Source organism: Streptomyces sp. NPDC090499, assembly GCF_044769305.1.
In the GTDB taxonomy this organism is placed as follows: domain Bacteria; phylum Actinomycetota; class Actinomycetes; order Streptomycetales; family Streptomycetaceae; genus Streptomyces.
Map to the genome: position 1 here is coordinate 258637 of NZ_JBIVXP010000006.1, position 23113 is coordinate 281749.

Genomic DNA, 23113 nt, shown 5'->3' on the forward strand with positions numbered 1-23113 from the left:
CCTGCACACGGCCGACCAGCGGTCACGGGGACCTTCAGCCAGCCAACGGAAGCACGGGAAGAGATGTCGGCACCCAATAAGTCGTACGACCCAGTCGAGGTCGAGGCCTTGAAACCGGAAGAGATCGAGCGCATGCGGGACGAGGCGCTCGCCGCGTTCGCCGCCGCGAGCTCCCTCGACGCGCTCCAGGAGGCCAAGGTCGCGCACACCGGCGGCACCTCCCCGCTGGCCCTCGCCAACCGCGAGATCGGCGCCCTGCCGCCGCACGCCAAGGCGGCCGCCGGCAAGCTGGTCGGCCAGGCCCGCGGCGCGGTGAACAAGGCCCTCGCCGGCCGTCAGGAGGAGCTGGAGGCCGAGCGTGACGCCCGGGTGCTGGTCGAGGAGGCGGTGGACGTCACGCTGCCCCACGACCGCGTCCCGGCCGGCGCCCGCCACCCGCTGACCACCCTGTCCGACCGCATCGAGGACATCTTCGTGGCCATGGGCTACGAGGTCGCCGAGGGCCCGCAGGTCGAGGCCGAGTGGTTCAACTTCGACGCCCTCAACATCGGCCCGGACCACCCGGCCCGTGGCGAGCAGGACACGTTCTTCGTGGCCGGCCCGGACGGCGGCACCGAGTCCGGTGTCGTGCTGCGCACCCACACCTCCCCGGTCCAGATCCGCTCCCTGCTCGACCGCGAGCTGCCGGTGTACGTGATCTGCCCCGGCCGGGTGTACCGCACCGACGAGCTGGACGCCACGCACACCCCGGTCTTCCACCAGGTCGAGCTGCTCGCCGTGGACGAGGGCCTGACCATGTCGGACCTCAAGGGCACCCTGGACCACATGGTCCAGTCGCTGTTCGGCGAGGGCATGAAGACCCGGCTGCGGCCCAACTTCTTCCCCTTCACCGAGCCCAGCGCCGAGATGGACATGCTGTGCTACGTCTGCAAGGGCGAGTCCGTCGGCAACCCCGACCGCCCCTGCCGTACCTGCTCCTCCGAGGGCTGGATCGAGCTGGGCGGCTGCGGCATGGTCAACCCGCGGGTGCTCACCGCCTGCGGTGTCGACCCGGAGAAGTACAGCGGCTTCGCCTTCGGGTTCGGCATCGAGCGGATGCTGATGTTCCGCCACAACGTCGAGGACATGCGAGACATGGTCGAGGGTGACGTCCGGTTCACCCGGCCGTTCGGGATGGAGATCTGATGCGGGTCCCGCTTTCCTGGCTGCGGGAGTACGTCGACCTGCCGGCCACCGAGACCGGCCGCGACGTGCAGGCCAAGCTGATCTCGGGCGGTCTGGAGGTCGAGACCGTCGAGCAGCTCGGCGACGGCCTCAAGGGCCCCCTGGTCGTCGGACAGGTCCTCACCATCGAGGAGCTGGAGGGCTTCAAGAAGCCGATCCGCTTCTGCACCGTCGACGTCGGTACGGCGAACGGCACCGGTGAGCCCCAGGAGATCGTCTGCGGCGCCCGCAACTTCGCCGTCGGCGACAAGGTCGTGGTCGTGCTGCCGGGCGCGGTGCTCCCCGGCGACTTCGCCATCGCCGCACGCAAGACGTACGGCAGGACCTCGCACGGCATGATCTGCTCCAGCGGCGAGCTGGGCATGGGCGACGACGGCAGCCACGGCATCATCGTGCTGCCGCCGGAGACCGAGGTCGGCAAGGACGCCATCGAGCTCCTGGAGCTGGTCGACGAGGTCCTGGACATCGCCGTCACCGCCAACCGCGGCGACTGCCTGTCCATCCGCGGCGTGGCCCGCGAGGCCGCCATCGCCTACGGGCTGGCGCTGCGCGACCCGGCCCTGATCGACGTGCCGGGACCGAACGCCTTCGGCTACCCGGTCCAGGTCTCCGACCCGCTCGGCTGCGACCGCTTCACGGCGCGCACCGTCACCGGCCTGAGCCCCGAGGCCCGCTCCCCGATCTGGCTCCAGCGCCGCCTGCAGAAGGTCGGCATGCGCCCGATCTCCCTCGCCGTCGACGTCACCAACTACGTGATGATGGAGCTCGGCCAGCCGCTGCACGCCTACGACCGCAACCTGGTCCAGGGCACCATCGGCGTCCGCCGCGCGGCCGAGGGCGAGAAGATCGTCACCCTCGACGGCACCGAGCGGAAGCTGCACGCCGAGGACCTCGTCATCATCGACGACCGCGGTCCGATCGGCCTCGCGGGCGTCATGGGCGGCGCCAACACCGAGATCGCCGACCACGATGCCGCCGAGAACGGGGCGAACGCCACGACCGACGTGGTCATCGAGGCGGCCCACTTCGACGCGGTCGCCATCGCGCGCACCGCCCGCCGCCACAAGCTGTCCTCCGAGGCCTCCCGCCGCTTCGAGCGCGGCGTCGACCCGCAGGCCGCGGCCGCCGCCGCGCAGCGCACCGTCGACCTGCTGGTGCTGCTCGCCGGCGGCACCGCCGAGGCCGGCGTCACCGAGGTCATCGCGCCCTCCGCGCCGCACACCATCACGGTCGCGGCAAACCACCCCGACAAGGTCGCGGGCGTGGAGTACGGCCGGGAGATCGTCGTCCGCCGCCTCCAGGAGGTCGGCTGCGACGTCTATGGAAATCCCGCCGCGTGGAACGCGTCGTCGGGGGGTGGTGGTCGGGCGACGGGCGGGCAGGACGAGCTGCTCGTCACCGCCCCGTCCTGGCGGCCCGACCTCCTCGAACAGAACGACCTGGCCGAAGAGGTCATCCGCCTGGAGGGCTACGAGAACCTGCCCTCCACGCTGCCCAAGCCGCCGGCCGGCCGGGGCCTGACCCACCGGCAGCGGCTGCACCGCCGGGTGGGCCGCGCGCTCGCCGGGGCCGGTTACGTCGAGGCGCCGAACTACCCGTTCGTCAGCGAGCAGGTCTTCGACCAGCTGGGCCTGGCCGCCGACGACCCGGCCCGCCGCGTCGTCCGGCTGACCAACCCGCTCAACGACGAGGAGCCCGCGCTCCGCACCTCGCTGCTGCCGGGCCTGCTCGGTGCGCTCCGGCGCAACGACGGGCGCGGTGCGCACGACCTGGCGCTGTTCGAGACCGGCCTGGTCTTCCTGCCGCACGCGGAACAGGGCATCGCCGGTCACCTGCCGGTCGACCGCCGCCCGACCGACGCGGAACTCGCCGCGCTCGACGCCGTGCTGCCCGAGCAGCCGCGCCACGTCGCCGTCGTCCTCGCGGGCGCCCGCGAGCAGGCCGGCTGGTGGGGCAAGGGCCGTCCGGCCGACTGGGCCGACGCGGTCGAGGCGGCGCGCGCGGTCGCGCGTGAGGCCGGGGCCGAACTGATCGTGCGGTCCGGGCAGTACGGGCCGTGGCACCCCGGCCGGTGCGCGGAGCTGGCCGTCGTCGCCGACGGCGTGGAGCGGGTCGTGGGCCACGCCGGCGAGCTGCACCCGCGCGTGGTCAAGGCCCTCGGCCTGCCGGCCCGCACCTGCGCGATGGAGCTGAACCTGGACGCGCTGGAGCAGGTGGGCGACGGTACGCCGCAGGCGCCGAGCATCTCCGCCTTCCCGGTGGCCACGCAGGACGTCGCCCTCGTGGTGGACAAGCCGGTACCGGCCGCCGACGTCGAGGCCGCGCTGCGCGAGGGGGCGGGTGAACTGCTGGAGGCGATCCGGCTGTTCGACGTGTACGAGAACGCTGCGCAGCTCGGCGAGGAGAAGAAGTCGCTGGCGTATGCGTTGCGGTTCCGCGCGAGTGACCGGACGCTGACCGTCGAAGAGGCGTCGGCTGCACGCGATGCGGCTGTGGCCCTTGCCGGGGAGCGTACGGGAGCGGTGCTGCGGGGCTAGCCGCCGTGCGGGGAACTGTTGTGGTCGGCTGCGGGTCCGTCGTGGTTGATCGCGCAGTTCCTCCCCCAGCCTTCGGCCGGGGGTACCCCCAGCGCCCCTGAAGGGGCGCTTCCTTGAGGGCGTTTACACAGGCTGCTACCTGCATAAATGCGGGTGTCTTGTTGGTGGTCACTCATTTGGGTGAGATCCATCCGGGACATGGCCCTTTCGGGGCATCCCGTCGACAGAATCGGACCGGCCTTTCGGGGTCGGTCCGTCTGTATCTGTCAGGGCCTACATGGGGGCCATCGGCATGATCCGCATCAAGGCTGGGGTTCCCCGCAGCAGGCGGCCCCGGACGTACTCACGGCCCAGGCGCCGTGCCCTCGCGCTGGGGTTGCCCACGGTGTGGGGCGCCGTCGCGGTCGGCTACAAGTTCGGGTGCCCGCTGGCCGAACAGCACGGGCTCGGCGCGCGGATCGTCACCAGCGCCGTGTTCTTCGCCGTCGGCACGGGGCTGATAATCCATGTCCGCCGCGCCCTGCTCAGGGAGTTGCGGCAGGCCCGCATGGTCGCCGGCGCCGCGCAGAGCGTGCTGCTGCGCCCGTTGCCGCCCCGGCTCGCCGGGCTGAACGTGGCCGCCGCCCAGCTCTCCGCCGACCGGGGTGCGAGCATCGGCGGCGATCTCTACGAGGCCGTCGCCACCGAGCACGGCGTACGGGTCGTGATGGGCGACGTGCGCGGGCACGGACTGTCGGCGATCGGTACGGTCGCCGCCGTCCTCGGCAGCTTCCGCGAGGCCGCCCACGACGAACCCGAACTGGGCCGGGTACTAGGCCGCCTGGACCGCGCCCTCGCCAGACACCTACGAGAACGAGCCAGGGCGGAACACCCGGCCGGTGGCGCCCCGGATCCGGACAGCCCGGTGGCCGAGGAGTTCGTCACCGTGCTGCTGCTGGAGATCGCGGGAGACGGCGAGCTTCGGGTGATCAACTGCGGACATCCCTGGCCGTACGTGCTGAGCGGTGCCGGCGTGGAGCCTCTGTCGGCGGCCGATCCGCTGCCGCCCCTCGGGCCCTTCCCGCTGCCGACGGACCTGACCGCAACCGACTGCGGCCAGTTGCTCGACGGCGAGTCGCTGGTCCTCTTCACGGACGGCGCGGAGGACGCGAGAAGCCCGAAAGGGCACTTCTTCTCCCTGCCGACCGCACTGGCGGAAGCGGTACGAAACCGCCCGGTCTCCCCTCAGGCCATCCTCCGAGCGGTCTTCACCGCCCTCCTCCACCACACCAACGGCCGCCCGACCGACGACATCGCCCTCCTGGTACTTCACAACGAACGCCAGCACCAACGCCCCTTCTTGGGGGCGCGGGGCGCTGACATCAGCGGCTCCGCCGCGGGGGCGCGACCAGCCACAACGCACCCGCAGCCGACGAACCACCTCTGACGGCCCCCTTTTTGGTCGTCGGCCGAGCCGACAGCCAGGCCACCGCACTGTACGAGGGGGAGCCGGCGGCCCGGCCGGCCTCTTGCGAGGCAGTTCAGTCAACCGGCCCGACACGCTCCGCGACAGTGCGCGCACGCTACGGATTCGCGCACTTCGTTCACACCCCGTGTGAACGCACCCGCACTACGCTGACGGCACCAGGCCACTCGGGGGGCATCCATGCAGCCCAACTCTCTGCTCGACGCGATCCTGGACGAGGCGGGGATCTCGCACGCCGGGCTCGCCGCCCACGTCAACCAGGCGGGCCGGGCCCGTGGACTCACGCTGCGTTACGAACACACCGCCGTCGCCCGGTGGTTGAAGGGGCAGCGGCCGCGTGGCCAGGTGCCCGACCTGATCTGCGAGGTGCTCGCGGCCCGGCTGCACCGGCCGGTCACCCTGGACGACATCGGCCTCGGCGTACCCGGCGAGCCCAGCGTCCCGCACGCCACCTCGCTCTCCGGCTTCGTCGAGCGGGCCACCGCGCTGTGGCGCTCCGACGAACAGCAGCGCCCGCACATACTCGGCGCCCCCGCCGTCACCGGCACGCCCGCCGTGATGCCGGTGTGGGAGTGGGAGAACCCCCCGGAGGACGTCGACGTCTCGCGGGGCGGGCGGCACCGGGTCACCCCGGCCGACCTGGAGATGCTGCGCGCCGCCCGGGCGCACTACGAGCAGATGTACCGCAAGGCCGGCGGCATGGCCACCCGCACCCGGATCGTCGGCTTCCTCAACGCCGAGGCGGCGCCGCTGCTGCGCGGCAGCTACACGGACGCGACGGGCCGTCAACTGCACCGCGCCACCGGGGGACTGGTGGCGATCGCCGGGATCTGCGCCTACGACTCCGACGCCCACGGCCTCGCCCAGCGCTACTTCCACCAGGCGCTGCGCCTGTCGAAGGCCAGCGGTGACCGGGGACTTGGCGCGTACGTCATCGCGCTCCTCGTCAACCAGGCGCTGTTCATGCGGGAGTTCCGGCAGGCCGTGGCCTTCGCGGAGGCCGCGCTGCGCACCGCGGGCAAGCACATCACCCCGGCCCTCGCCTCCGACCTCTACGCGATGCAGGCGAAGGCGTACGCCCACCTCGGCGACGGCACGAGCGCGCTGTCCTGCATCCGGCGTGCCGAGTCGGCCGCCGAACGCATCCGGCGGGGCCACGAGCCCGACGAGACCGGCTATGTCCAGCCCGGCCTGGTCAACGTACAGGTGGCCGAGGCGCTGCTCAGCCTCGGCGAGCTCGCCGCCGCCCGGGAGCATGCCGCGGCCGCCGTCGACAACCCCGCCCACGACCGGGGGCGGGTGCACCGGCTCGCCATGCTGAGCACCATCGAACTGCGCCAGGGAAACGCCGAGAACGCGGTGGCCACGGCCGTGCAGATGGCCGAGCAGGCCCGCGGGATGGAGTCGCAGCGCCTGCGCGACAGACTCCGCGCGGTACGCGAGCACCTGGTGCGCAGCGGCGGTGCCGGAACCGCCGAGGCCGCCGAGCTGATCGACGGTGCACTGCGCGTACCGCTCTAGGCGCGGTAGGCCTACGAAGCCGCTGCTGCGATATTGCCACTTACTCGGCGGAAGGTGGCAGAACCGTGCAGTGGACGAAACAGAACGAACAAACTGTGTATGAAAACCGCTGGTTCAGCGTGAATCTCGCTGATGTCGAGCTGCCGGACGGCCGGCACCTCGACCACTTCCTGATACGGCTGCGGCCGGTGGCCGTGGCGACGGTGGTCAACGAGGCGGACGAGGTCCTCCTCCTGTGGCGGCACCGTTTCATCACCGACAGCTGGGGCTGGGAACTCGCGGCGGGAGTCGTCGAGGACGGCGAGGACATCGCCGTCGCGGCCGCCAGGGAACTGGAGGAGGAGACCGGCTGGCGGCCGGGAACCCTGCGCCATCTCATGACCGTGGAGCCGTCCAACGGCCTCACCGACGCCCGGCACCACATCTACTGGTCCGACGAGGGCGAGTACGTCGGACACCCCGTGGACGACTTCGAGTCGGACCGCCGGGAGTGGGTCCCTCTCAAGCTCGTCCCGGACATGATCGCCCGTGGGGAGGTCCCGGCCGCCAACATGGCGGCCGCGTTACTCCTGCTGCACCACATGCGGCTCGCCGACGACCAGAGCGGGCGCTAGCGGGCCAGCGCCTGCCAGACCGTGACGACGAGGGCGCCCAGTGCGGTGAGCGCGGCGAGGGAGGGCAGCGGCCAGCGGGCGTGTTCCAGTGACGCCAGGCGGGTGTTGAGCTCGTCCAGTTCCTTGGCGGTCTCCTTGGTGCGGTGGCTGAGCAGGTTCAGCCCTCCCTCGACCTGGGCGTAGGCCACATCGAGGCGACGACGTAACTCTGCGAGTTCTCCTTGGACCACGGGATGCTCCGGTTCGGTGGTCACGGGTCCGCTCCTTTGCGTGATCGAGGGTGTGGTTCCGCATCCCTTTGCATGCGCATGAAGAGTGAACTCGCCTGGTGAGCGCGTGGGGAGAGTGTGCGAAAGGCATATGCGTGCCCGGGGCGCACACGGAGTGTGAAACACGCGGGCCCGGCACCGAAGCAGGTGCCGGGCCCGTGGTGCATCGCTCCCTGTAGTCGGCGGGGCGTCTCGAGAGGGACGGCTCACGTCGAGGCGGTGTCCGATTCCGCCGGCCGGGAGGCCGCGGGGCGGGTGGGCGCCACGGCCGCGGGCCGGGGCGGGGTGCGGAGCACGGCCCCGGCGACCACCAGGGCGCCCAGCACGAAGCAGGAACCGACCCGGAAGGCGAGCCGGTAGCCGTCCGTCAGGGCGTCGGGCAGTTCGGTGCCGTCGTGCAGCAGGGTGCTGGTGTGCGAGGCGGCGAGTGTGCTCAGGACGGCGAGGCCGAGGGAGGCGCCCACCTGCTGCACGGTGTTGAACATGCCGGAGGCCAGGCCCGAGTCCCGCGGAGTGGCGCCCGACATGGCCAGCCCGGCCAGCGACGGCATCGCCAGACCGAAGCCGATGCCGAGCGGCACGGTCGCGGGGAAGACGTCGGTGAAGTAGGCGCCGTCCGCGGAGATCCGGCCCAGTATGCCGAGACCGCCGGCGATCAGGACCAGAGCGACGAGCAGGACGGAGCGCGCGCCGAACCCGGCGATGAGCCGGGGGGCGAGGAGCAGCGACATGACTCCGATGAGCAGCGAGACCGGCACCACACCGAAGCCGGTCTGCACCTCGTCGAAACCCAGCACGTTCTGCATGTACAGCACGACCAGGAACTGGAAGCCGAACATGCCGGAGATCATGAGGGTGTGCGTCCCCAGGGCGCCCGAGACGTTGCGGAACCTGAACATCCGGAGCGGCAGCAGCGGGTCCGCGGCCCTGGCCTGGTGCACGAGAAACGCCGCGAGCAGGACGAGGACGCCGAAGGCGAGGCCGAGGGTGCGAGCGGAGCCGAAGCCGTGGTCCGCGGCCTCGACGATGGTGTAGACGGCCAGCATGAGCGCGGCCGTGATCAGGACGGCGCCGAGCGCGTCGGTGTTCCTGCCCTGGCTCGTGCCCCGCGCCGCGCGGAGGTTGCGCTGGGCCATGACGACGGCCACGGCGCCGATCGGCACGTTGACGAAGAATATCCAGTGCCAGCCGATGGTCTGCGTGAGCACACCGCCCAGCAGCAGGCCGAGCGTGCCGCCCGCGGACTGGACGAAGCTGTAGACACCGATCGCCTTGGTCCGTTCCCCCGGCTCGGTGAACATGGTGACGACCATGGCGAGCGTGACGGAGGAGGTCACCGCGCCGCCGACACCCTGCAGGAAGCGGGCGATCAGCAGCATGGCCGAGTTCTGCGCCAGGCCGCAGAGCAGGGACGCCGCGGTGAAGACGGTCAGGCCGGTGACGAAGACCCGCTTGCGCCCGAAGAGGTCGCCGAGCCGGCCCGAGAGCAGCAACAGGCCGCCGAAGGGAATCAGATAGGCGTTGACCACCCAGCCGAGGTTCGAGGAGGAGAAGCCCAGGCTGTCCTGGATGGAGGGCAGCGCCACGTTCACGATGGTGCCGTCGAGGATCACCATCAGCTGGCCGGCACAGAGAATCGCCAGCGCCTGCAGGCGAGATGCCTGGCCAGTCGGCGATGCCACGGCCCGAGCGGACATGGAACTCCCTTTCGTGACGGTGTCACTTTGTTACTGACTCCATCTTGTGTAACCATGGTCGTCCGTGGAAGGAGGCACTTTTATGTCCCGGGGGAACATGGATGTGACGGACCAGGAGGAGAACCCGGCGTGCCCGGTGAGTGAGGTCCTGGACCGTGTCGCGGGCAAGTGGGCCATCGGCATCCTCGTCGCCGCGGCGAAGGGACCGGTGCGCTTCACCGAGTTGGAGCGCGGCATCGACGGCATCAGCCGCCGCATGCTCACCCTCAACCTGCGCAAACTGGAACGCGAGGGCCTGCTGGTGCGCACGGTCTATCCGACCGTCCCGCCCAAAGTCGAGTACGAGTGCACCGAGATGGCGCTCGAGCTCTACGGCACCCTCCTGGCCCTGGTCGACTGGGCCAGGCGGCACAGCGGCGACATCGCCCGAGCGCACGCCGTCTACGACGCCGCGCACCCGTCCGATCAGGAAGAAGCCCGCACCCGCCCGCTGCCCGTGTCGGCCTGACGTTCCAGCATGTCGGCCATCAGATAGGCGAGTTCGAGGGACTGGGCGGGGGTCGTGCCCGGTCCCCGTTTCACCCCCACCGGATTGGCCGGCAGTTCGGCGAACGCGACGTGGGCGCCGTCCGGTTGCCTGGTGCGCTCGCCGATCCACAGCATGTGGGACGACAGCGTGTACAGGCGCGACTCACCGGCCGCCGAGCGATGGGCGACGGACCATCACCGCGCCGCGCTGGCCGACTTCCTGGCCTGCGTCGGCCTCCCGCGCACCTGGGGGGCGGACGTGCCGGGGGTCGTGGCCTGGCGTACCGGCGCCGGGCCCGCATGCTGTTCCGCAGGGCGCGCCACATGGCGACCCTGTGCGAGGCGGAGCCCCTGTGCCGGTCTCTCCGCACCGTGCCCGAGGAACTGCGCGGCGGTTCCGCGGAGCCGGAGCCGTCCAGGAGGTTCACCGCGCTGATCTGACCCGCGTCCATCGCAAGCTCGGCGTCAAGGCGCGCAAGGGATTGCCGACGGACCCCGAACGGTCGCTCTCCGGAACGGGCCGTACGGGGAGTGACGCTGCCTGAGCGCCCGTACCGCGGTTGGGTGCGGGACCCGGCCGCGGGTGGCGCGCCAGCCTTCGTAGCCGGTTGCTGCGGGCCACCCGTCGGGGCCGGACGCACGCACGAAACGACCTCGCCGCACCTAGAGCCCGTAGGTGCGGCGAGGCCGTGAGCCCAGCTCCTTCAGGAGTTGAGGCTGCCCTCCCGGGGCTTTTCCGCGGCAGGCTTCTTCGGCTCCCCGCCCGGACCCGCCGTGGGGGAGCGGAGCGCCACAAGGGCCGGCACGAAGCCGGCGGCGACGATGGCCGCGGCGACACCGAACGCCCGGTCGTACCCGCCGGCCAGCGCTTCGGCGGTGTTCCGCCCGACGGCGAGCAGCGCATCGGAGCGCGAAGCCGCCAGCGAGGCAAGGACCGCGAGGCCGAGCGAGCCGCCGATCTGCTGGGTGGTGTTGATCAGCCCGGAGGTCACGCCGGAGTCCGCCGGGGTGGCGCTGGACATCGCGAGCGTCGTCAGCGCGGGCATGCCCAGGCCGAAACCGATGCCCACCAGCGGCAGGGCGGGCAGGACGTCCGTCGCGTACCGGCCGTCCGCGGGTGCCTGGCTGAGGATGGCGAGCCCCGAGGCGATGATGAGCAGCCCCGCGAGCAGTACGGTGCGCGCGCCGAATCGCTGGATCAGGCGAGAGGAGACGAAGAGCGAGAACGCGCCGATCGACAGGGCCACCGGCCAGATGCCGAGACCGGTGAAAACGGCGTTGAAGCCGAGCACGCGCTGTATGTAGAGAGCGCAGAGGAACTGGAATCCGTACATGCCGGTCAGCATCAGGACCATCACGAGGTTGGCCCCCGCGACATTCTGCGCGCGCAGGATCCGCAGCGGCAGCAGCGGGCTGGCGGCCTTGGCCTCGCGTACGAAGAACGCTGCGAGGAGCACGACCGATGCGGCGCCGAGCCCCAGGGTGCGGGCGGACGCCCAGCCGTAGTCGGCGGCCTTGACGATCGCGTAGACGCCGAGCATGAGGGCGGCCGTGACCAGGACGGCGCCCGGGACGTCGGCCCCTTCGTTGCGGCGGCGCGCGCCGTCGGGCTCGACCAGACGCCGGGCGAGGGCCGTCACGACGATGCCGATGGGAACGTTGACGAAGAAGATCCAGTGCCAGCTGAGGGCCTGGGTGATGATGCCACCGAGGACCACGCCGAGCGAGCCGCCGGCGGACGAGGCGAAGGCGTAGACGCTGATGGCCTTGGTCCGTTCGGCTGCCCCGGAGGTCATGGTCACCACCATGCCCAGGACGACGGCGGACGCCGCGGCGCCGCCGACCCCCTGAAGGAACCGCGCGGCCAACAGCGTGCCGGGGTTCCGGGACACACCGCAGAGCGCGGATGCCACGGTGAACACGACCTGGCCCACGAGGAAGAGCCGCCTGCGGCCCAGCAGGTCGCCGAGCCGTCCGGCCAGCAGGAGCAGACCGCCGAAGGCGATCATGTACGCGTTGATCACCCAGGCGAGACCGGCCTGGGAGAAGTCGAGACTGCGCTGGATGCTGGGCAGCGCGACGTTCACGATCGAACCGTCCAGCACGATCATCAGCTGCCCGATGCAGAGCACGATGATCGCGGGCCAGTGCGATCGGGTGACAGGGGGTTCGGACTGGCTGCTCACAGGGAGTCCCTTCAATAGTGCATCCCTTGATGCGGCCACCATGATGGGTAACCTTCCAGCGCCGTCGGAAGGAGGAACTTTCCTGTCACGGAGGCACATCGGTGTGTCAGTGCAGGTCCGAGCGGCAAGGGCGGGCTCGAAGCGACGAGTGCCAGGACGGCGCACAGGAGGGTGTCCGGAGCACCGGCAGTACGGGGTGACTGCCGTGTGACAGGGCGGAGTTCAGTGATCCTGGCGCAGGATGTTCCGGATGACGGCCGCGTGCTCGTCCCGGTCGACCAGTACGCGGACCTCGATGGTTCCGCTGTAGACCAGCGCGAGAAGGGTGAACTGCTCCTGTACGTCCGCTGACACCCGCAGGGGTTCGAGGAAGGACGGGCCGGAGAAGCCGACGTCCACCAGCCAGACGTCGCCCTGGTGGTGGACGCAGTGGAACAGGTGCTGGAGGTCCGGTCCGAACTTGCCGTCCGGACCGCAGACCCCGGCGGAGAGGAACTGCACCTCGAAGCCCAGGTCCTGCGGCAACCGGCTGAAGAGTCTGCCGAGTTCGAAGCACACCCCGGGCGTTCTCGTGAGTCGGGGTGTCACCTGTTCCTACCGGGAGGATGCGGGCTCCGGTCCTGACACCGACTCCCGGCATCGACATCAGGACCTTCGAAAGAGGGCGAGCCCCCAGCAGTTCCTCGGCCCGCCCGGCCGGCAGCTGGCGCTGGTCAAGGACGGCGGTCAGGGAGGTCGCGAGGCTCGGGGCGATCAGCGCGGCCGCCTCGGTGCCGGGAACGGTGACGCTTCAAGAACGCGTGATCGATGCACCAGTCGTACGCGAGGCAGGAAGGTGCGCCGGCGATGAAGACCCCGGTGGACCGTCGAGCGCATCCTAGTGCGCCGCCGGCGTCCATCGGGGGTATCTGCCGGTGAGGGCCAGCGCGCGGTCGAGCACGGGTGCGGCTGCGTCTTGGGGTACTTCGTCGCCCAGAAGGCCGAGACTGCGCATGCGGGGTGCCTCACGCGAGTAGGTCGCGAAAATGGCTTCGGCCAAGTCCGCGGGAATGGTGAGCCGTTGCCCGGTGGCTGCTGCCAGGTCCCAGGCATGGACGGTGAATTCGGCGATCAGGATCTCGCCGAGCGCGGTCGCGGGCATGGGCGGTCCGCCGAGGCCGGCCTCGCCCTCCCATGCTGCCGGCTCGGACCAGGCCCCGGCCGCCGGTTCCGCTCTGCCGGCCACGAGCAACGCCCACTCGGACTCCGGCCGCCCGGCGAGGAGCGGCACCGGGCTCGCGGTCAGCAGGCGCGGATCCGATGCGGTGCGGGTGCCCGCGTCTCTCGTCATCAGCAGCATCATGGCGATGTGATTGACGAGGTCCTTCACCGTCCAAGCCGAACACGGCGTCGGGTTGTGATACCGGTCGGCCGGTGCCCCGCGCACCGCGTCCACGACCAGATCGATGCTCTGCGTCAACTGCTCCGCCTTCGTCTCCGGCAGCATGCGCCATCCCTCCTGCGAAGTCGACAGCGACGAACGCGATCACCGCGGTTCGCCCCTTGTCCGTAGGGCGCCGCCCTAGTCGATGAAGACGCTCCACGCGGTGGCGTTGAGGTTGTCGGAGAGGAAGATGTCGGTTCCTCCCAGGCGCCCTTCCCAGGACGGCATGAGTTCGGCCGCGCGGGCGGTGACCGCATCCATCCAGACCTTGATCTCGGCCTGCTTGTTGTCGGCCGGCACCTTGGCGGCGGCCGAGGCCTCCTTCATGTCGACCGTGCGCAGTGCTTCGGAAGCAGCGGCGCGCAGGTCCCGGATGTACTCCCGGTTCGTCGCCACGTCCTCGGGCGTACCGGGCAGGGCCATATGGCCGGTGACGATGGTCTCGTAGTCGTACTCCAGCAACTGGTCCATGGCGTCGAAGTACGCGGGCACGTGTGCGGAGAAGTACAGGCGGAAGAACGGCGCGTTCTTCGGAGAGAAGCTGTCCATCGCTCCCATGAGCTTCAGCTCCGGCAGGTGGATGAACAGGTTGCCGGCCTGATGCCAGTCTCCCGTGTAGTCGAGGACGAACCGCACCCCGTCTATGTCCATCTCCTTGCGCCGGCCACTGAAGGTCTCGGTGGGCAGGGGACGCCGGTCGTCGTTCTTGACCTCCTTGATGAACTCGCCGGTGATCTCATGGGAGATGATCTTCAAGCCGTCCCGCTTCAGCAGGTGGGCCGCCCCGATGTGGTCGGCGTGCGCGTGGCTGTAGATCAGGTGGGTGACCGGCTTGGGGGTGACCGACTCGATCGCCTCCAGCAGCTTGTCCCCCAGGAACGGTGAGGCGTCCACGAGGACGACACCGTTCTTCGTCTCCACGAACATCGTGTTGATCATCCCCTGGGTGACGAAGTGGGCACCGCCGCCCAGGTCCTGGACGACATACCCGGACTCCGGGATGTCCGGGCCCAGGGCGAAGTCGGGTACAGGCGCGAACTCGGTCATGGTGATCTCCTTCGGGTGGCCCGCCCCGGGGCCGGGGCGGAGGGGTGTCCTGTGAGGGGGTTCCAGGGGGCCGCGTGCGGACCGGCTCGGGCCTGGCCTGCGGCAGCGCGGTCTTCGAGGCGACAGCGGGCCGGTGCAGGAAGCCGCTCCTCTCTCCAGCCGGTGCAGGGAGGTCCTCCGGCTTTCCTGAGGGAGAAGGCCGTCGCTTTTCAGCCATCGTGGAACGCTTTGCGTGTGTGTGGACGCTCCAAGGGCGCCCTGCTGAACCTAGGTCTGGCTGGTCCACCCTCACCGGCCCGTCAAGCCGCTGCGGGGAGCACACTGGCCGCATGAACGACAACGGCGAACTGGGGGGCTTCCTGCGCTCGCGGCGGGCCCGGCTGCGTCCCGAGGACACGGGAGCGGCTTTCAGCGGCGGCGCGCGCCGGGTCCCGGGACTGCGCCGTGAAGAGGTCGCGCACCTGGCCGGGGTGAGCACGGACTACTACGCCCGCCTCGAACAGGGCCGGCACCCCCACGTCTCCGAGACGGTACTGGAGGCGGTCGCCCGCGCCCTGCGCCTGGACGACACCGAACGCGGCCACCTCTTCGAACTCGCCCGGCCCAGGACACCCGGACGCCACCGGAGCAGTCCCGCCCGCGCACCACGCGTACGGCAGCCGGTCCACCAGATGCTGGATGTCCTCAACGACGTCTCACCGGCCGTCGTCATCAACCACCGCAGTGACGTCCTGGGCGCCAACCACCTGGCCAGACAGCTGATCACGGACTTCGACGCACTGCCGCGCCGCGACCGCAACCTCGCCCGATTCGTACTGCTCCACCCCGCCGCCCGTGATTTGTACCCGGACTGGGACCCGGTCGCGGAGGCCTTCGTCGCCAGTCTGCGCCTGGCCTCCGGCCGACATCCCGACGACCGCCTGCTGAACGAACTCGTCGGGGAGCTGTCCATCAAGGTTCCGGAGTTCTCCACCTGGTGGGCCGGCCACCGCGTGGACCAGTGCGCCCACGGCACCCAACGCCTCGTTCACCCCGTGGTCGGCGAACTCACCCTCTCCTACGAGATCCTGGCCCTGCCCGCCGACCCCGACCAGAGCATCGTGCTCTACACCACCGAACCCGGCTCGGCCTCCACGGAGACACTCCGCCTGCTCGCCAGCTGGACCACATCGACGAACACACACGAGGCCGCTCCCTCCCAGGCACCGTACGGCTGATGAGGAACAGACGGCCGATCGGCGACGAGGACGTGAGGCCATGACGTCCACGCTCATCCGGATCCCTTCGGAGCAGGGCCGACGGCCGCCGAGGTCATCGAGGGCGTCGACCTTCCACGCAAGCAGGCGGTCATCACCGGCGCCGCGTCGACGAACGCACCGCGACCGGTGTCCGCAAGGCGGCCGGGAACCACGCCGTCCATGACGGCCCGCTCGATCTCGCCGACAGGGCGTTGACCGCCGCCTTCGCGAACGCCTGGTCCGGGTCCCGGCACCAGCGACCGTTCCGCCCCGGGCCTCTCGGTCGGCCAGATCCGCTCCCTCACCTGTCCGGACGAGGGAAACACAGCCGGCCGACGACCAGGAACCGAGGTCATGAAGGCTGTCGCGCGCATCCGACGGCACGCCGCGCGGACCACGCCTGGGTTCGCCATCGGCGAGGCCGATTTCCAGGCCCTCGGCCGGGCCACGGCAGCAGCGGCTCGACCGGCCGATCGGCAGCACGCACAACGCGTTCATCCTGTTAGGGAACAAACGATGCACTCCGCACCTCGCACCGCACCGCAGCAGTCCCCGGGCCGCGGAATCTTCAGCCACGAACTGCGTACCGAAGACCCGGCATTTCAAGAGCCGCGCTCGCCGGGTCCACTGAACGCATCGCCCTGGCCACCGGCATCCTCAACATCCGGCACGAGGACGCCGTCGCGGTGGCCCGGCAGCGAGCCGAGCTACCGGAGCGCCTCCATGGCGGGCGTCGCCGTTCCCGCCTTCGCCGACCGGTACCCCGAGGCCAGGGCGCAGATGTCGCACCGGCTCGCCGACGGTCGGCTGACGAGCGTCGAGGACACGGTGCACGGCGACATCGAGACGTTCCCGGCCGCGCTCAGGCGCCTGTTCACCGGCAGGAACACCGGCAAGCTCGTCCTCGAACGCGAGCACCAGGCGTGGGCCCCTCTGTCTTTCCGGCGCACCAGCACCAGGTGCGCCGGGACTGCCTCCCTCACCCGTTCAGGTGGGGGCAGAACAACCGACCAACGGACAGGACTTGAGGTCATGACAACCACCCAGCGCATCCACACCCCCTTCGGTGAAGAGTCGACGGCCGCCGAGGTCGTCGAAGGCATCGACCTTTCAGGCAAGCACGCGATCGTCACCGGCGCCGCCTCGGGTCTCGGCGCCGAGACCGCCCGCGCCCTCGCGGGCGCCGGTGCTTCGGTCACCCTCGCGGTCCGCATCACGGAGGCCGGCGAGCGCACCGCGACCGACATCCGCAAGGCCACCGGAAACGACGCCGTCCAGGTCGGCCGGCTCGACCTCGCCGACCAGGCGTCGATCGCAGCCTTCACCAACGCCTGGACCGGGCCCCTGCACATCCTCGTCAACAACGCCGGCGTGATGGCACTGCCCACGCTCGAGCGCACGCCGGACGGCTGGGAGCTGCAGTTCGCGTCCAACCATCTCGGCCACTTCGCGCTCGCGCTCGGCCTGCACGACGCGCTCGCGGCCGCCGGAAACGCGCGGATCGTGTCACTGAGCTCCCGCGGCCACCACGCCTCGCCCGTGGAGTTCGGCGACATCAATTTCAACAACCGCGCCTACGACCCGTGGCTCGCCTACGGGCAGTCCAAGGCCGCCAACGTTCTCTTCGCGGTCGAGGCGAGCAACCGCTGGGCCACCGACGGGATCACCGCCAACGCCGTCCACCCCGGCGTGATCATGTCGACGAACCTGTCGCGCCACATGGATCCCGACCAGGCCGCACAGCTGCGCGCCGCCGAGGCAGCCGGAGAATCCGGCTCGATCCAGGGCGCACCGTTCCGGTTCAAGACCATCGCCCAAGGCGCCGCGACCAGCGTGCTCGTCGCGACCTCCCCCCAGCTCGAGGGCATCGGCGGCCGCTACTTCGAGGACAACAACGAAGCGGAGAAGCTGTCGGCCGAGGCCGTGGGTTCCGCCCCGGCGGCGTAGCCCCGTACGCACTCGACCCGGACGCTGCCAAGCGACTGTGGGAACTGTCACTCGCCGCAACTGGCGCATGAGCAGAATCCCCGCAAGAGCGGCACTGAACTCGTGGCAGCGATTCCAGCGCCGTTCACCGAAGACACCGCAACGTGGCCCGCAGGCTCCCCGTTACGGACGACCTCGGGGAGTCAACTTGAGGGTGTCTCGGAGGAGTTGCGCCCTCGTAGTCCCGCCGGGGCACTCCAGCCGGCGAGCATGCTGAGCGTCTGTGCAGAGGCAGAACCAGGTTCTGCGGTGTAGAGCACGATGCTCTGGTCGGGGTCGGCGGGCAGGGCCAGGATCTCGTAGGAGAGGGTGAGTTCGCCGACCACGGGGTGAAGGAGACGCCGGGTGCCGTGGGCGCACTGGTCCACGCGGTGGCCGGCCCACCAGGTGGAGAACTCCGGAACCTTGATGGACAGCTCCCCGACGAGTTCGTTCAGCAGGCGGTCGTCGGGATGTCGGCCGGAGGCCAGGCGCAGACTGGCGACGAAGGCCTCCGCGACCGGGTCCCAGTCCTGGTACAGGTCACGGGCGGCGGGGTGGAGCAGTACGAATCGGGCGAGGTTGCGGTCGCGGTGCGGCAGTGCGTCGAAGTCCGTGATCAGCGCCTTGGCGAGACGGTTGACTGCCAGCACGTCGCTGCGGTGGTTGAGGACCAGGGCCGGTGAGACGTCGTTGAAAGCGTCCAGCATCTGGTGGATCGCCGGACGCACACGCGGCAGCGGGGCCGGACGGCGCCGCTCCGGGCTGGGGGACTTGGGGCGGGCGAGTTCGAAGAGGTGGCCGCGTTCGGTGTCGTCCAGGCGCAGGGCGCGGGCGACCGCCTCCAGTACCGTCTCGGAGACGTGGGGGTGCCGGCCCTGTTCGAGGCGGGCGTAGTAGTCCGTGCTCACCCCGGCCAGGTGCGCGACCTCTTCACGGCGCAGTCCCGGGACCCGGCGCGCGCCGCCGCTGAAAGCCGCTCCCGTGTCCTCGGGACGCAGCCGGGCCCGGCGCGAGCGCAGGAAGTCACCGAACTCGTCGCTTTGATCCATGCATCCAGTGATACCACTGCGGCGGCGTGACGGGCCGGTGCGTGGACCAGCCAGACCTAGGTTCAGCAGGGCGCTCGCGAGGCGTCCGCACGCGTGTCCCGGGCGGGATGCCGGACGCGAACCGGGACACGCGTGCGGACGCCTCCACAGGTGGTCCTCGCCGGCCACGGGCCCTTTCTGGGAGAGGGCCGCGCACGGCCGAGCGGAGCACCCGGTGACCTCTCGTTCCTCACACGAAGCAGATGAATCATGCCCTTTGTGATCTACGTCCTCGGGCTGGGCATCTTCGCCCAGGGCACCTCGGAATTCATGCTCTCCGGCGTGATGCCCTCCATCGCCCAGGACCTCGACATCCCCCTCGCCTCCGCCGGAATGCTGGTGTCCGCCTTCGCCGTCGGCATGCTCGTCGGAGCACCGCTGATGAGCCTGGCCACCCTGAAGATGCCGCGCCGTGCCGCGCTGGTCGGCTGCCAGCTCGTCTTCATCGCCGCCCACGTCGGCGCCGCCCTCGTCCCCGCACTTCGGATTCCTGCTGGTCATGCGGGTGCTGTCGGCCATGGCGTATGCCGGATTCTGGGCCATGGCCTCGGTCGCGGCCATCTCGCTGGTGGACGCCGACAAGCAGGGCCGGGCCATGGGAGTGGTCGTCTCGGGACTGAGCGTGGCCACGATCATCGGTGTCCCGGGCGGCACCCTGCTCGCACAGCACGCCGGCTGGGAGGTGGCCTTCTGGGCCGTGGCCGCGATGGCCGCTCTGTCCACGATCGCACTGTTCATCGCCCTGCCCGGCGGCCGGGACACGACAATGGCACAGCCGCGTCTCGCCCCGGAACTGCGCTCGCTGATGCAGCCACGGCTCTGGGTCGCCTACGCCACCACCGCACTGACCGTGGCCGCCCAGTTCGCTGCCTTCTCCTACCTCGGAGCCCTGCTGGAGGACGTCACCGGCCTCAGCACGGGCCTGGTGCCCCTCGTGCTCGGACTCTACGGCGTCGGCGCGTTCATCGGCCTGACCATCGGAGGACGCGTGGCCGACCGCGCCCCCTTCACGCTCCTGCTGGTGGGCATGGCCGCCTTCGTCGCCGCCGCGACCGCACTCGCAGTGACCGCACACATAGCCTCGGTCACGATCGCCCTGGTGGTGCTCCTGGGAGCCGCCAACTTCGGAGTCACGCCCGCAGTCAACGCCAGGGTCTTCGCCGTTCTCGGAGAGACCAGGACGCTCGGCGGCGCCGTGAACATCGCCGCGTCCAACGTCGGCATCGCCGTCGCCCCCCTGGCATCCGGCCTCGTGATCAACACGGGACTGGGGCTCGCGGGTACGGCCTGGATCGGCGCGGCCTTCGGGGTCGCCCACATGGGCAGCGTTCTGCTGGACCGCCACCTCACCCGACGCCACGAAGCGGGAACCGAGGAGCCCGCAACCGCCTCCGTGCCGGCGCACGCTCGCCGCGTCCCGCCGACCCTTCCCGCGGCCTCGGACGCTCATGGTGATCCGCGTCGACCCTCCGTGATTGCCGTCCGGGGCTTGCGTCGCAGGCCATGGCCGGCAGACCCACGCTGAAGCTCTGCGGAAGACACAGAACGCCAGGTCCGGATCAGTGTTCTGTCGGCGGATGCCGCTCGCCAGGTTGCGTACCCGTGCAGTCCACGTGGGCGGGTGAGGACCTGGCCGGCGTCAGGAGAGGTACCCGGACCGGAGCCGCCGTGGGCGCTGGTCCGGGTGAATTCGCCCTGGAACAGCGCCACTTGGCGGCGCCGCCGCACCTGCTAGTACGTGTAGAAGCCCGAGCCGGTCTTCCGGCCCAGCCGGCCCGCCTCGACCATGCGCTGGAGCAGCGGGGGAGCGGCGTACAGCGGCTCCTTGTACTCGGCGTACATGCTGTTCGCGATGGAGACGATGGTGTCCAGGCCGATCAGGTCGGACAGCCTCAGCGGGCCCATCGGGTGGGCGCAGCCCATCTCCATGCCGTTGTCGATGTCCTCGCGGCTCGCGATGCCGGACTCGAACATCCGGATGGACGAGAGCAGGTAGGGCACCAGCAGCGCGTTGACCACGAAGCCGGAGCGGTCCTGGGCGCGGATCGCGTGCTTGCCGAGCACCTTCTCGGCGAACATCTGGGCACGGCTGAGGGTGCCCTCGGACGTGGTGAGCGCGGGGATGAGCTCGACCAGCTTCTGCACCGGGGCCGGATTGAAGAAGTGGATGCCGACGACGTGGTCGGGCCGGGAGGTGGCGACGGCCAGCTTCACCAGCGGGATGGAGGAGGTGTTGGAGGCCAGGATCGCGTCCGGGCGGGTCACCACCTGGTCGAGCACCTGGAAGATCTCCGTCTTCACCTGCTCGTTCTCGACGACGGCCTCGATCACCAGGTCGCGGTCGGCGAACTCGCCGAGGTCCGTGGTGAAGCTGAGCCGGGCGAGCGTGGCGTCCCGCTCCGCCTCGCTGATCTTGCCGCGCTCGGCGGCCTTGGCCAGGGAGTTGTGCAGCCGGGTGCGGCCGATCTCCAGGGCCTCGCCGGTGGTCTCGGCGACCCGCACGTCCAGACCGGCGCGGGCGGCGACCTCGGCGATGCCCGCTCCCATCTGGCCGCAGCCCACGACTCCGACCTTCTCGATGTCGGTCACATCGTCCCCTTCGCTGATCTACGAGCGGCCGGCAGGACCTCCGGATCCGGCGCCTGCTCCGTTCGAGCACGTTACCCGTAAGTATCGATGATCGATCGTCCGGGTGCGGGCATCCTGTGCCGCGGAGGCGATCCGTGACCGCGCGGATCCGGAGAGCGAGAGGGTCCGACGATGACACGAGTGTCCCGCAGGGCGTTCGCGGCGGCGGCCCTGGCGGTGCTGGCGTCGGCCGCACCCGGCGCGGCCGCACCGGCGGGACGGCCACCGCGCCGGGCGGTCACCGAGATGCGCGGCATGTGGCTCGCGACCGTCTCCAACCGTGACTGGCCCTCCCGCACCGGACTGTCCGCGTCCGCCCAGCGCAAGGAGCTGACCGCCCTCCTCGACAAGGCGGTCGACCACCGCCTCAACGCCGTGATGTTCCAGGCCCGGCCCACCGCGGACGCGTTCTGGCCCTCGCCCTACGAGCCCTGGTCGCAGTACCTCACCGGCACCCAGGGCAAGGACCCCGGCTGGGACCCGCTGGGCACCGCCGTCAAGGAGGCCCACGCCCGGGGCCTGCAGCTGCACGCCTGGTTCAACCCGTACCGGATCGCCAACCACACCGACCCGGGCAAGCTCGTCGCCTCCCACCCGGCCCGCAAACACCCGGACTGGGTGGTGCGGTACGGCGGCAAGCTCTACTACAACCCGGGCATCCCGGCCGTCCGCGCCTTCGTGGAGCAGGCGATCCTCGACGCGGTCGCCAAGTACCCCGTGGACGCGGTCCACTTCGACGACTACTTCTACCCGTACCCGGTGGCCGGCCAGACCTTCGACGACGACGACGCCTACGACACCCACGGCGGAGACTTCTCGTCCCGGGCGGCCTGGCGGCGGGACAACATCGACAGGCTCGTCACCGAGATCGCCGCCGGGGTGCGGAAGCTGCGGCCGGGCACGCAGTTCGGGATCAGCCCGTTCGCGGTGTGGCGCAATGCCGCCACCGACTCCCGCGGCTCGGACACCAGGGCGGGCGTCGAGACGTACGACGACCTGTACGCGGACACCCGGAAGTGGGTGCAGAAGAACTGGATCGACTACATCGTTCCGCAGGTGTACTGGCAGATCGGCAACGCCGCCGCCGACTACGCCAAGGTGGTCGACTGGTGGGCGGGCGTGGCCAAGGGCTCCGGGACCCGGCTCCACATCGGCGAGGCGCTCTACCAGGCGGGAGCCGCCGGCGCCGCCGCGGCCTGGCAGGACCCGGCCGACCTGTCCCGGCACCTCACCCTCGCTGCCCGGTACGCACAGGTCGGCGGGCATGTGTACTTCGCCGCCAAGGACGTGTCCGCCGACCGCATCGGCGCGCTCTCCCGGGTGGTCGCCGACCACTACAAGCAGCCGGCGACCCCACCGGGCTGACCAGCACCCCCGAAGGGGCGCTGGGGGTACCCCCGGCCGAAGGCCGGGGGAGGAACTGTGTGACCAGCCCCCACCGGCACGCGCTGGACGAACGGCCCGACCAGCGGAGCGCCTAGTGCTGTTCGTGGATCTCCCGGTGCCTGACCTGGCAGTCGGGACCGGGGGACATGATGGCCTCGTGGCCGTCCTCGAAACGGACCCGGTAGGGCGGGTTGCCCTCGGGGCCGAGTACCTGGACGATCTCCGAGACCTGGTCGTGCTGTCCGACCACCCTGCCGTGCTGGACAAGCTGGTCGCCCTCGGATGCACGCATCT

General features: G+C 70.6%; 19 protein-coding genes and 2 pseudogenes. 11 read left to right on the plus strand and 10 right to left on the minus strand.

What is annotated here, in order from left to right; genetic code table 11:
• The first annotated feature begins 63 nt into the window (after positions 1–63).
• From pheS to ACIQVL_RS23930, 5 genes are all read left to right on the plus strand, one after another.
• Positions 64–1185 carry a phenylalanine--tRNA ligase subunit alpha gene (gene pheS / locus ACIQVL_RS23910; RefSeq protein ID WP_403429425.1) on the plus strand — a complete coding sequence of 374 codons (1122 nt, stop codon included), beginning with the start codon at positions 64–66 and terminating at the stop codon, positions 1183–1185.
• Positions 1185–3761 carry a phenylalanine--tRNA ligase subunit beta gene (pheT, locus tag ACIQVL_RS23915; RefSeq protein WP_403429427.1) on the plus strand — a complete coding sequence of 859 codons (2577 nt, stop codon included), beginning with the start codon at positions 1185–1187 and terminating at the stop codon, positions 3759–3761. Before pheS ends, pheT begins: the two co-directional genes overlap by 1 nt.
• A gap of 292 nt (positions 3762–4053) precedes the next feature.
• Entirely contained in the window at positions 4054–5187 is a 1134-nt protein-coding gene (locus ACIQVL_RS23920) for a PP2C family protein-serine/threonine phosphatase (protein WP_403476303.1), read from the plus strand.
• Between the two features lie 219 nt (positions 5188–5406).
• Positions 5407–6747: a transcriptional regulator gene (locus tag ACIQVL_RS23925; protein WP_351704189.1), complete on the plus strand. Its 1341-nt coding sequence runs from the start codon at positions 5407–5409 to the stop codon at positions 6745–6747.
• A 65-nt stretch (positions 6748–6812) separates the two neighbouring features.
• Positions 6813–7361, plus strand: coding sequence for an NUDIX hydrolase (locus ACIQVL_RS23930; RefSeq protein WP_403429432.1), 549 nt, complete (start codon positions 6813–6815; stop codon positions 7359–7361).
• On the opposite strand, the gene ACIQVL_RS23935 is transcribed toward ACIQVL_RS23930, so the two are convergent.
• Positions 7358–7615 carry a hypothetical protein gene (locus ACIQVL_RS23935; RefSeq protein ID WP_388920165.1) on the minus strand — a complete coding sequence of 86 codons (258 nt, stop codon included), beginning with the start codon at positions 7613–7615 and terminating at the stop codon, positions 7358–7360. The two genes, ACIQVL_RS23930 and ACIQVL_RS23935, sit on opposite strands and share 4 nt — an antisense overlap.
• A gap of 221 nt (positions 7616–7836) precedes the next feature.
• Positions 7837–9327, minus strand: a complete 1491-nt coding sequence (locus tag ACIQVL_RS23940) for a DHA2 family efflux MFS transporter permease subunit (protein WP_403476304.1) — start codon at positions 9325–9327, stop codon at positions 7837–7839.
• 82 nt (positions 9328–9409) lie between these two features.
• Between ACIQVL_RS23940 and ACIQVL_RS23945 the strand changes: the two genes are divergently transcribed.
• Positions 9410–9835 (plus strand): winged helix-turn-helix transcriptional regulator, encoded by a 426-nt coding sequence (locus ACIQVL_RS23945; RefSeq protein WP_403429436.1) that lies wholly within the window; start codon positions 9410–9412, stop codon positions 9833–9835.
• 29 nt (positions 9836–9864) lie between these two features.
• On the opposite strand, the pseudogene ACIQVL_RS23950 reads toward ACIQVL_RS23945, so the two are convergent.
• The 5 genes and pseudogenes from ACIQVL_RS23950 to ACIQVL_RS23970 all read right to left on the minus strand — a co-directional run.
• A pseudogene (locus tag ACIQVL_RS23950) lies at positions 9865–10014 on the minus strand (3-deoxy-7-phosphoheptulonate synthase); the annotation flags it as partial.
• A gap of 545 nt (positions 10015–10559) precedes the next feature.
• Complete coding sequence (locus ACIQVL_RS23955; RefSeq protein WP_403429811.1) at positions 10560–11966, minus strand: MFS transporter; 1407 nt, start codon at positions 11964–11966, stop codon at positions 10560–10562.
• Between the two features lie 297 nt (positions 11967–12263).
• Positions 12264–12629 carry an arylamine N-acetyltransferase gene (locus ACIQVL_RS23960; protein ID WP_403429438.1) on the minus strand — a complete coding sequence of 122 codons (366 nt, stop codon included), beginning with the start codon at positions 12627–12629 and terminating at the stop codon, positions 12264–12266.
• A gap of 289 nt (positions 12630–12918) precedes the next feature.
• On the minus strand, positions 12919–13527 hold the full coding sequence (locus ACIQVL_RS23965) for a TIGR03086 family metal-binding protein (protein WP_403476305.1): 609 nt from the start codon (positions 13525–13527) through the stop codon (positions 12919–12921).
• 75 nt (positions 13528–13602) lie between these two features.
• Complete coding sequence (locus tag ACIQVL_RS23970) at positions 13603–14511, minus strand: MBL fold metallo-hydrolase (RefSeq protein ID WP_403429442.1); 909 nt, start codon at positions 14509–14511, stop codon at positions 13603–13605.
• A 329-nt stretch (positions 14512–14840) separates the two neighbouring features.
• Between ACIQVL_RS23970 and ACIQVL_RS23975 the strand changes: the two genes are divergently transcribed.
• The gene (locus ACIQVL_RS23975) at positions 14841–15728 is read left to right on the plus strand and encodes a helix-turn-helix transcriptional regulator (protein ID WP_403476306.1); all 888 of its coding nucleotides are present in this window, start codon (positions 14841–14843) and stop codon (positions 15726–15728) included.
• 744 nt (positions 15729–16472) lie between these two features.
• On the plus strand, positions 16473–17696 hold the full coding sequence (locus tag ACIQVL_RS23980; protein ID WP_403476307.1) for an SDR family NAD(P)-dependent oxidoreductase: 1224 nt from the start codon (positions 16473–16475) through the stop codon (positions 17694–17696).
• Between the two features lie 182 nt (positions 17697–17878).
• Here ACIQVL_RS23980 and ACIQVL_RS23985 read toward each other — a convergent pair whose 3' ends face one another.
• Positions 17879–18766: a helix-turn-helix transcriptional regulator gene (locus ACIQVL_RS23985; protein WP_403476308.1), complete on the minus strand. Its 888-nt coding sequence runs from the start codon at positions 18764–18766 to the stop codon at positions 17879–17881.
• Positions 18767–19090: 324 nt separating this feature from the next.
• On the opposite strand from ACIQVL_RS23985, the pseudogene ACIQVL_RS23990 reads away from it, so the two are divergent.
• Both ACIQVL_RS23990 and ACIQVL_RS23995 read left to right on the plus strand, forming a co-directional pair.
• A pseudogene (locus ACIQVL_RS23990) lies at positions 19091–19216 on the plus strand (Cmx/CmrA family chloramphenicol efflux MFS transporter); the annotation flags it as partial.
• Between the two features lie 106 nt (positions 19217–19322).
• Positions 19323–20330 carry an MFS transporter gene (locus ACIQVL_RS23995; protein ID WP_403476309.1) on the plus strand — a complete coding sequence of 336 codons (1008 nt, stop codon included), beginning with the start codon at positions 19323–19325 and terminating at the stop codon, positions 20328–20330.
• 206 nt (positions 20331–20536) lie between these two features.
• On the opposite strand, the gene ACIQVL_RS24000 is transcribed toward ACIQVL_RS23995, so the two are convergent.
• The gene (locus ACIQVL_RS24000; protein ID WP_403429449.1) at positions 20537–21394 is read right to left on the minus strand and encodes a 3-hydroxybutyryl-CoA dehydrogenase; all 858 of its coding nucleotides are present in this window, start codon (positions 21392–21394) and stop codon (positions 20537–20539) included.
• 171 nt (positions 21395–21565) lie between these two features.
• Here ACIQVL_RS24000 and ACIQVL_RS24005 point away from each other — a divergent pair, with 171 nt between their 5' ends.
• Complete coding sequence (locus ACIQVL_RS24005; RefSeq protein ID WP_403476310.1) at positions 21566–22798, plus strand: glycoside hydrolase family 10 protein; 1233 nt, start codon at positions 21566–21568, stop codon at positions 22796–22798.
• Between the two features lie 112 nt (positions 22799–22910).
• On the opposite strand, the gene ACIQVL_RS24010 is transcribed toward ACIQVL_RS24005, so the two are convergent.
• The gene (locus ACIQVL_RS24010) at positions 22911–23111 is read right to left on the minus strand and encodes a DUF1918 domain-containing protein (RefSeq protein ID WP_351704203.1); all 201 of its coding nucleotides are present in this window, start codon (positions 23109–23111) and stop codon (positions 22911–22913) included.
• Positions 23112–23113: the final 2 nt, after the last annotated feature.